The organism is Orenia sp. (genome assembly GCF_055140805.1).
The window spans coordinates 1-6,916 of sequence record NZ_JBSQYM010000155.1 but is presented as its reverse complement, the minus strand read 5'-3'; the positions used below and the strand labels follow the sequence as shown (position 1 = coordinate 6,916).

At 31.2% G+C, this 6,916-nt stretch carries 6 protein-coding genes and 4 tRNA genes; 6 read left to right on the top strand and 4 right to left on the bottom strand.

The window, feature by feature from the left end; translation table 11 throughout:
* Positions 1–175 precede the first annotated feature (175 nt).
* Positions 176–1,096: a UV DNA damage repair endonuclease UvsE gene (uvsE, locus tag ACTCDL_RS13050; RefSeq protein ID WP_463177491.1), complete on the bottom strand. Its 921-nt coding sequence runs from the start codon at positions 1,094–1,096 to the stop codon at positions 176–178.
* 68 nt (positions 1,097–1,164) lie between these two features.
* On the bottom strand, positions 1,165–1,554 hold the full coding sequence (locus ACTCDL_RS13045; protein WP_463177488.1) for a Fur family transcriptional regulator: 390 nt from the start codon (positions 1,552–1,554) through the stop codon (positions 1,165–1,167).
* A gap of 207 nt (positions 1,555–1,761) precedes the next feature.
* Between ACTCDL_RS13045 and ACTCDL_RS13040 the strand changes: the two genes are divergently transcribed.
* The gene (locus tag ACTCDL_RS13040) at positions 1,762–2,727 is read left to right on the top strand and encodes an L-lactate dehydrogenase (protein WP_463177485.1); all 966 of its coding nucleotides are present in this window, start codon (positions 1,762–1,764) and stop codon (positions 2,725–2,727) included.
* 201 nt (positions 2,728–2,928) lie between these two features.
* Positions 2,929–3,150 (top strand): NifU family protein, encoded by a 222-nt coding sequence (locus ACTCDL_RS13035; protein WP_463177482.1) that lies wholly within the window; start codon positions 2,929–2,931, stop codon positions 3,148–3,150.
* A gap of 127 nt (positions 3,151–3,277) precedes the next feature.
* Here ACTCDL_RS13035 and ACTCDL_RS13030 read toward each other — a convergent pair whose 3' ends face one another.
* Positions 3,278–4,840 (bottom strand): sensor histidine kinase, encoded by a 1,563-nt coding sequence (locus ACTCDL_RS13030; protein ID WP_463177479.1) that lies wholly within the window; start codon positions 4,838–4,840, stop codon positions 3,278–3,280.
* Positions 4,841–5,019: 179 nt separating this feature from the next.
* Positions 5,020–5,856 carry a helix-turn-helix domain-containing protein gene (locus tag ACTCDL_RS13025; RefSeq protein ID WP_463177475.1) on the bottom strand — a complete coding sequence of 279 codons (837 nt, stop codon included), beginning with the start codon at positions 5,854–5,856 and terminating at the stop codon, positions 5,020–5,022.
* A gap of 553 nt (positions 5,857–6,409) precedes the next feature.
* Between ACTCDL_RS13025 and ACTCDL_RS13020 the strand changes: the two genes are divergently transcribed.
* The 4 genes from ACTCDL_RS13020 to ACTCDL_RS13005 all read left to right on the top strand — a co-directional run bounded on the left by ACTCDL_RS13020 (position 6,410) and on the right by ACTCDL_RS13005 (position 6,893).
* Positions 6,410–6,486: transfer RNA gene (locus ACTCDL_RS13020), tRNA-Pro, on the top strand.
* Positions 6,487–6,532: 46 nt separating this feature from the next.
* Positions 6,533–6,609 (top strand) — tRNA-Arg (locus ACTCDL_RS13015).
* Positions 6,610–6,636: 27 nt separating this feature from the next.
* A tRNA-Lys gene (locus ACTCDL_RS13010) sits at positions 6,637–6,712 on the top strand.
* A 105-nt stretch (positions 6,713–6,817) separates the two neighbouring features.
* Positions 6,818–6,893, top strand: a tRNA-Lys gene (locus ACTCDL_RS13005).
* Positions 6,894–6,916: the final 23 nt, after the last annotated feature.

Here is a 6,916-nt window from a genome sequence, read left to right as displayed (position 1 = left end):
ACTTTTTATAATGATAAATTTACTAGCCACAGGTTTCAACCTGTGGTGATGATGACATGTTACACTACGGGTTAAAACCCGTAGCTAAAACTTAAAGTGCCACAATCTACCTATTTAGTTTAATTTCAAATATACATATAGTAGCAAAATATATTAAACCTATCTAATCATATTTTTAAACCATAGATTTTTCCAAATCCTCTCTTAGCTTTAACAAAGCTTTATCTTTATTCTTACATTCTAGCATCACATCAAAATCTATATCACTTGTATCTTTTAGCAAATCTACAAACTCCTTAAAATCCTTAGGGTCGATATTGTCAGCATGACTGGCATAATCATCCTCACTTCTTGGGGTAGAGAAATGAAATTTTGGTTTGCCATGACCCTTCCAAGTAGCAAACACCCTTGGTAATAACTCTTCTAAGTTCTCATCCTCGCTATGATTACAATTAAAGTGGTGAATATCAAAAACAATAGGTATCCCCAACTCTTCTGCTATCTCTAAAACTTCAGTAGCAGTATAAGATTTATCATCATTCTCTATAATTAGCCTATCCTTTATATCTTCAGATAGAGTTTCAAAGTTTTTCTTAAAGCGACTTATCGCCTTATCTTTATTACCATAAACACCACCAATGTGTAAAACTACTTTAGTTGTTGTATCCAGCTCCATTGCTAATAAGAACCTAGAATGATATTCTAACTCTTCAATAGACCTCTTAACAACATCCTTGCGATTACTATTTAAAATAGTATATTGGCTAGCATGCATACTAACTCTAATCTCATTCTCTTTAGCATAATTGCCCACCTTTAAAAATTCTTCTTTAAATTTATCAAGATAACTCCATCCATCACTAACTTCATGGGTAGCTAAAGGAACAATATTGGAAGAGAAACGATAAAATTTGATATCATGAGCTTTATTAAACTTTAATATCCGTAGAGTATTCTCTAAATTTTCTTTCAATAATGTATTGAGTTTAATTTTTTGACCTTCAAGAGACAGCTTCTTTAAGTATCCCACAGTTGTTCTACGATTAGGTGTACAGTCTTTTAAATTAAGATTAATACAGGCATAACCCAATTCCATCTTAATCAATCCCCTCTTTAAATAATAAAAGCCTCCTATCTTAATAGGAGGCTTATCCTTTATAATTATTATTTACTACATTCTGCACAATAACCAAAAAACTCTGTCCGACGATAAGAAACTTCCCCACCAATACAATCAGCCACTTCTCCATCCAATTCTCTGTCCATATCTAAATCAACATCCATCACCTGACCACACTCTAAGCAAGTAAAGTGATAATGATCATCTGAATTGGCATCATAACGACTATAACTACTACCATAATTTAATTCAATAATCTCGCCCATCTCTCTTAAAACATTTAAATTACGATAGATAGTCCCTAAACTAATATTAGGAATCTCCTTCTTTACTTCATCATAAACCCAATCAGCTGTTGGATGAGATCTAGTAGATTTTAAGACCTCTAATATCTTCTTCCTCTGCTTAGTCATACGCCTTTGGGGACTTTTCATAACTGCTCACCCTTCTATTAAGTATTATTAATTAAATTATAGCAATTCTAAAATAAAGTGTCAATGCTAATTAGTAATAATAACTACTTTTATTTTTATTCAAAAAAATTACAATAAAAAGAGGAATAATAATTATTATCAATAATTATATATTATAAGATAATTATCTTGTACATAATATTCTTATAGTATAAAGGAGAGGATAAAATGAGTATCAAATGTCATTCCAAAAACGACCCTAACAAAATTGCTATTGTCGGTGCAGGTGGTGTTGGAGCTACAACAGCCTATGCACTAATGATTGAAGGTATTGCTTCTGAAATTACTTTAATTGATATTAATCAAGAAAAAGCTGAAGGAGAAGCAATGGACTTAAATCATGGTAGTTCCTTTGTTAAACCAGTTGAAGTCTATGCTGGTGATTACTCTGACTGTGCAGAAGCTAATATTATTATTATCACTGCTGGTGCCAATCAACAACCTGACGAAACACGTCTAGATTTGGTTAAGAAAAACACTGCAATCTTCAAGCAGATTATACCAGAAATCACTAAGTATAATCAAGATGCAATTTTATTAGTAGTCACTAATCCAGTAGATATCTTAACTTATGTAACACTTAAATTATCAGGTTTTCCTAAAGAGAGGGTTATTGGTTCTGGTACTGTGTTGGATAGTTCTCGTTTTAGATCACTAATTAGTAGAAATTGTGGTATTGCAGCCAGTAATGTTCATGGTTATATTATTGGAGAACATGGTGATAGCGAAGTTCCAGTATGGAGTCTGACCAATATTGCTGGAACCAAGATAGATGACTATTGTCCAATCTGTGATGGTGACTGTTCTAGTAATAATCGTGATGAAATTGCTCATAAAGTCAAAGATGCAGCTTATGAAATAATCGAAAAGAAGGGTTCTACCTTCTATGCAGTTGCTTTGGCAGTAGCTAGAATTGTCAGAGCAATAATTAGAGATGAAAATGCTATTTTGACAGTCTCTAGTTTAATGGAAGGAAAATATGGTATAGATGATATCTCCCTAAGCCTTCCTACTATAGTTAATAGCTCAGGAATTAGCAAAGTATTAGACTTACCTTTAAATGACCAAGAGAAAGAGAAATTTGTAAATTCAGCAATTACTTTAAAAGAAACTGCTAAAAATTTGGATTTGTAAAAGGAATTTTAATATTCAATCTAGAATTAAAACTAGATAAGTTTTGGAAAAATAGTCCGATCTATAAAGTGAGTTCTTAATTTCAAAGGGAGTTTTTTATCTCCCTCTGAGACTTATGTCTACAGGATGACCTAAGGCCCTAGAACGAATCCAGAACCTAATTATCGGATAAATTAAACTTATTTAAGGAGGTGAAAAGTTGTGAAAGAGAAAGTAAAAGAGGTTTTAGATCAAATTAGACCATCTCTACAAGCAGATGGTGGTGATGTTAAATTAGTAGAAGTTACAGATGACGGAATTGTAAAACTTGAACTTCAAGGTGCTTGTGCTGGATGCCCAATGTCTCAAATGACTTTAAAAATGGGAATTGAAAAGAACCTTAAGAAATTTATCCCTGAAGTAAAAGAAGTACAATCAGTATAATTAAATAAGTTAAAAACCTCGGTTTGCCAAACCGAGGTTTTATCTTTTACTAATACTAAAATATTTAATGCTTTTTAATTTTACTGCTTACTGACCACTTGCTAATTATTATTGTCAACTAACTCTACTAATAATATATATCTGCAAATTCGACCTTCAGTTTCTCTACCATTCCTATATTATCATAATTAGCATAAAAATTATTCTCTTGCTCAACCCTTCTATCTGGAATATATATAATAAACTCGCTACCTGTCCCATATTCACTTTTTACCTCAATCCTTCCTTGATGTAAATCGACTAAGGATTTTATCAAAGATAATCCAACTCCACTACCTAGAGTATTCCTGCCAGATAGAACACCTTGCTCTACCTGTTCAAAACGATTAAATATCCTCCTTTGCTCAGCCTCACTCATACCAATACCAGTATCTTTGACCGAGATGATAACCTCATTCTCATCAGAATCTATATTAATAGATATCTCATCACCCTTATCAGTAAATTTAATGGCATTAGATAGTAAGTTCAAAATGATCCTCTCGACACTAAAGGGGTCACAAGCAATGAATTTATAATCTATTCTCATATTAAAATTAAATAACCTTCCTTGATCTTCTATATACTCTTTAGTTGATTGAGCTATTAAAGTAATTACTTCAACTATATTATGATTCTCTAATTTAATTTTATATGAATTTGAATCAATTTTAGTTAAATCAACTAAATCATTGACCAATTTTAACATTCTATAACTATTCTGCTTAATCATATGTGTATAGGAATCAATCTTTTTAACATTATGCTCTTTTAAATTATTCTTACAGTACATATTTAAAACCTGAACTGAAGATAATATTAAATTCAGTGGAGACTTTAAATCATGGGAGATATTAGAAAAAAATTCTTCCTTTAACTCATTAAACTCAATCTGTTTCTTTAAAGACTTCTCCTCTGTTATATCTGCCAATGAAACAATGTTCTGTTTAGTACTTGAAATTATTTCTGCTTGGCATAATATATTTTTAATATTACTCTGCTTGTCCATTAGTTGGAATTCATATTTGTTAGGTATATCTTCTTTCTCTAATTTTCTCTGATAATGATAAGTTAACATCTCCTCTAACTCTTCCTTATAGGCAATTAACTCAGTAAATTTCATCTTCCCCTCAAGCTCTGCTTTAGAGTAACCAGTTAATCTCTCCGCTTCTCTATTAGCCATAGAGATAGTAGTATCAGCCTCAACAACAAAAGTAGCTGTTCCAGTATTTTCAAAGAGAGTCCTGTATTTTTTCTCCTGATCTTTAATTAGATTTTTTTCTGTAACATCAAAAATAACGGAATATAATAAATTTTGCCCCTTTACATTTACAGGACGACTATATACTTGAACATCGCAAAAAGTTCCATCTGCCAATCTATGTACAAAATTAAAGTAATTACGATTTTGTAACTCTGCTTTATTCATCTCCTTAAATATATTCTCAATAGATAGAACGTTGATATCACTGATTTTTTTATCTATAATCTCTTTTCTTTTATATTTGTAGAAAGAACAAGCTGATTGATTAGCATCCATAATTTTACCACTTTGGGGATCAATCAATAGTATAATTGTAGGATTATTCTCAAAAAACATCTGATAGAAATTTTCTAAATTATTGAAATTTTTATATATAGGTCTCTTCATTTAACTATAGCCTCCCGATAAAATTTTATAGAATATTTTAGCATCTTATGGTATCTTTTAAACATTTTATCTATATTTCCCTTTATCGCTATAGCGATATTGATAATTGCTTACTCCCAAAATGCTTATTATAATTAAAAGATAGCAGAAGATTAATCTTCTGCTATCTTATCTATCTACTAATAATCTATTAAATTTCTAATTGATAGATCAAAGGCCTTAGCTATTAATCTTATAGTCCGCAATGTAGGACTCTTTCTTCCATTTTCAATATCACTTAAAAAAGATTGAGAGATATCTGCTTTGCTAGCTAATTTGCTTTGAGTTAGAGACCTTTGCTCTCTTATCTTCTTAATTCTCTCTCCTATAGTTTTATCATCTATCAATTGATTTTTATTTTCTACATTTTTCAATTTATCTTCAAGACCTTTAACAGCTGTTAAGACTATAATTAAGTTTTGAGGAGCAGCATGCTCTATAGGAACTGAGACATTCAAAGATGCAATTATCTCATCTTCTTTATCTCTTATAGGTAGACCAAAACAGCATAAATATCGATAACTTTCTATATAATGCTCTGTACCAAATATTAATGATGGTTTCCCTTCTTTTAAGGCAGTTTCAATAGTACTATTTCCTACATACTTCTCTAAGTAATTTATACCTACACCTATACCTTCTCCATTAAAAGTTCCTTCAAATTCAATAGCCCATCCCTCCTTATCAGTTAAAATTATAATATGGGGAATTTTGGGCAAACTTAATGATATATCTTCTATGAATGGTCTAGCTAACCCTATTAATTCTCTATTTCTACTAAGTCTAATCTCTAGCTCTTTTTCTGATAAGTAGTTATGTTTAGGCAACTTAGGGTCGACATTCTTATCCTTGCACCTTTGCCAAGCCTTTAATATAATCTTTCTATATGTAGGATTATACTTAACGTTGTTAATTATATTATTCCATTGCTTAATCAACTTATGTGTTTTTATACTATTGGAATCCACTATCTGCACTTGTATCTCCTTTTATTATATTTAACTTGAATAATAGCTCTTCCACGACTTTTGTGAAAAATTAAATTGATAACTAATAATCAAATATAAGAAATTGGTTATCAGGAATCTGGAATCAGCATAATTCACAGCTTTCTGACTTTTGATTTCAGATTCTTAAAATTATATATGTAACTATAATTAGTGTTAATCACAAAGTTCGTTTTGAACCTGAATAATCTATATTTTAATATTTATTCACACCAATAACGTCCTATATTATTCTTATTTTATATTATACTAGAAACAAAAACCTTTTTCATTCTTTATATCACTAAATAATCTCCTACTAACATATATACTAAACACCTCAACCTTTCTGTCTACTTGGCTTATGTCACAAGATAAACTTTCCATTTAATAATTAATTGACAAAATAAAAAGAAAATGATATATTATTAAACGTTGTTACAGAAAATATCCCAAAGATAATTTTGAATTTTTTCTTGACACAATTAAGATAATTTATTATAATAGAATTTGTCGAATTGATAATTACTTCTATTTGATACACCGGAGCATGGCGCAGTTTGGTAGCGCACCTGGTTTGGGACCAGGGGGTCGCAGGTTCAAATCCTGCTGCTCCGACCAAAAATTCAGTTAACGGTTAGCAATTGACTGTCAACTAAAATAACATGCGCCTGTAGCTCAATCGGATAGAGTAGCAGACTTCGAATCTGAAGGTTGGGGGTTCGATTCCTCCCGGGCGCGCCATTTTAGATTATAAATCTTAATTAAAGTGGATCATTAGCTCAGTTGGTAGAGCACCTGACTCTTAATCAGGGTGTCGCAGGTTCGAGACCTGCATGATCCACCATCTAAAAAAGTAACTAGTAAACAGTGATGGATAAATAATAAAGTTCAAGAACTTTAAACTCTTTAAAATTTTATATAATCACTTCTCACTAATTACTGAATTCATGGGCCATTAGCTCAGTCGGTAGAGCACCTGACTTTTAATCAGGGTGTCGGAGGTTCAAATCCTCCATGGCTCACCATTAACAGCAGTTAACAGTTGAAA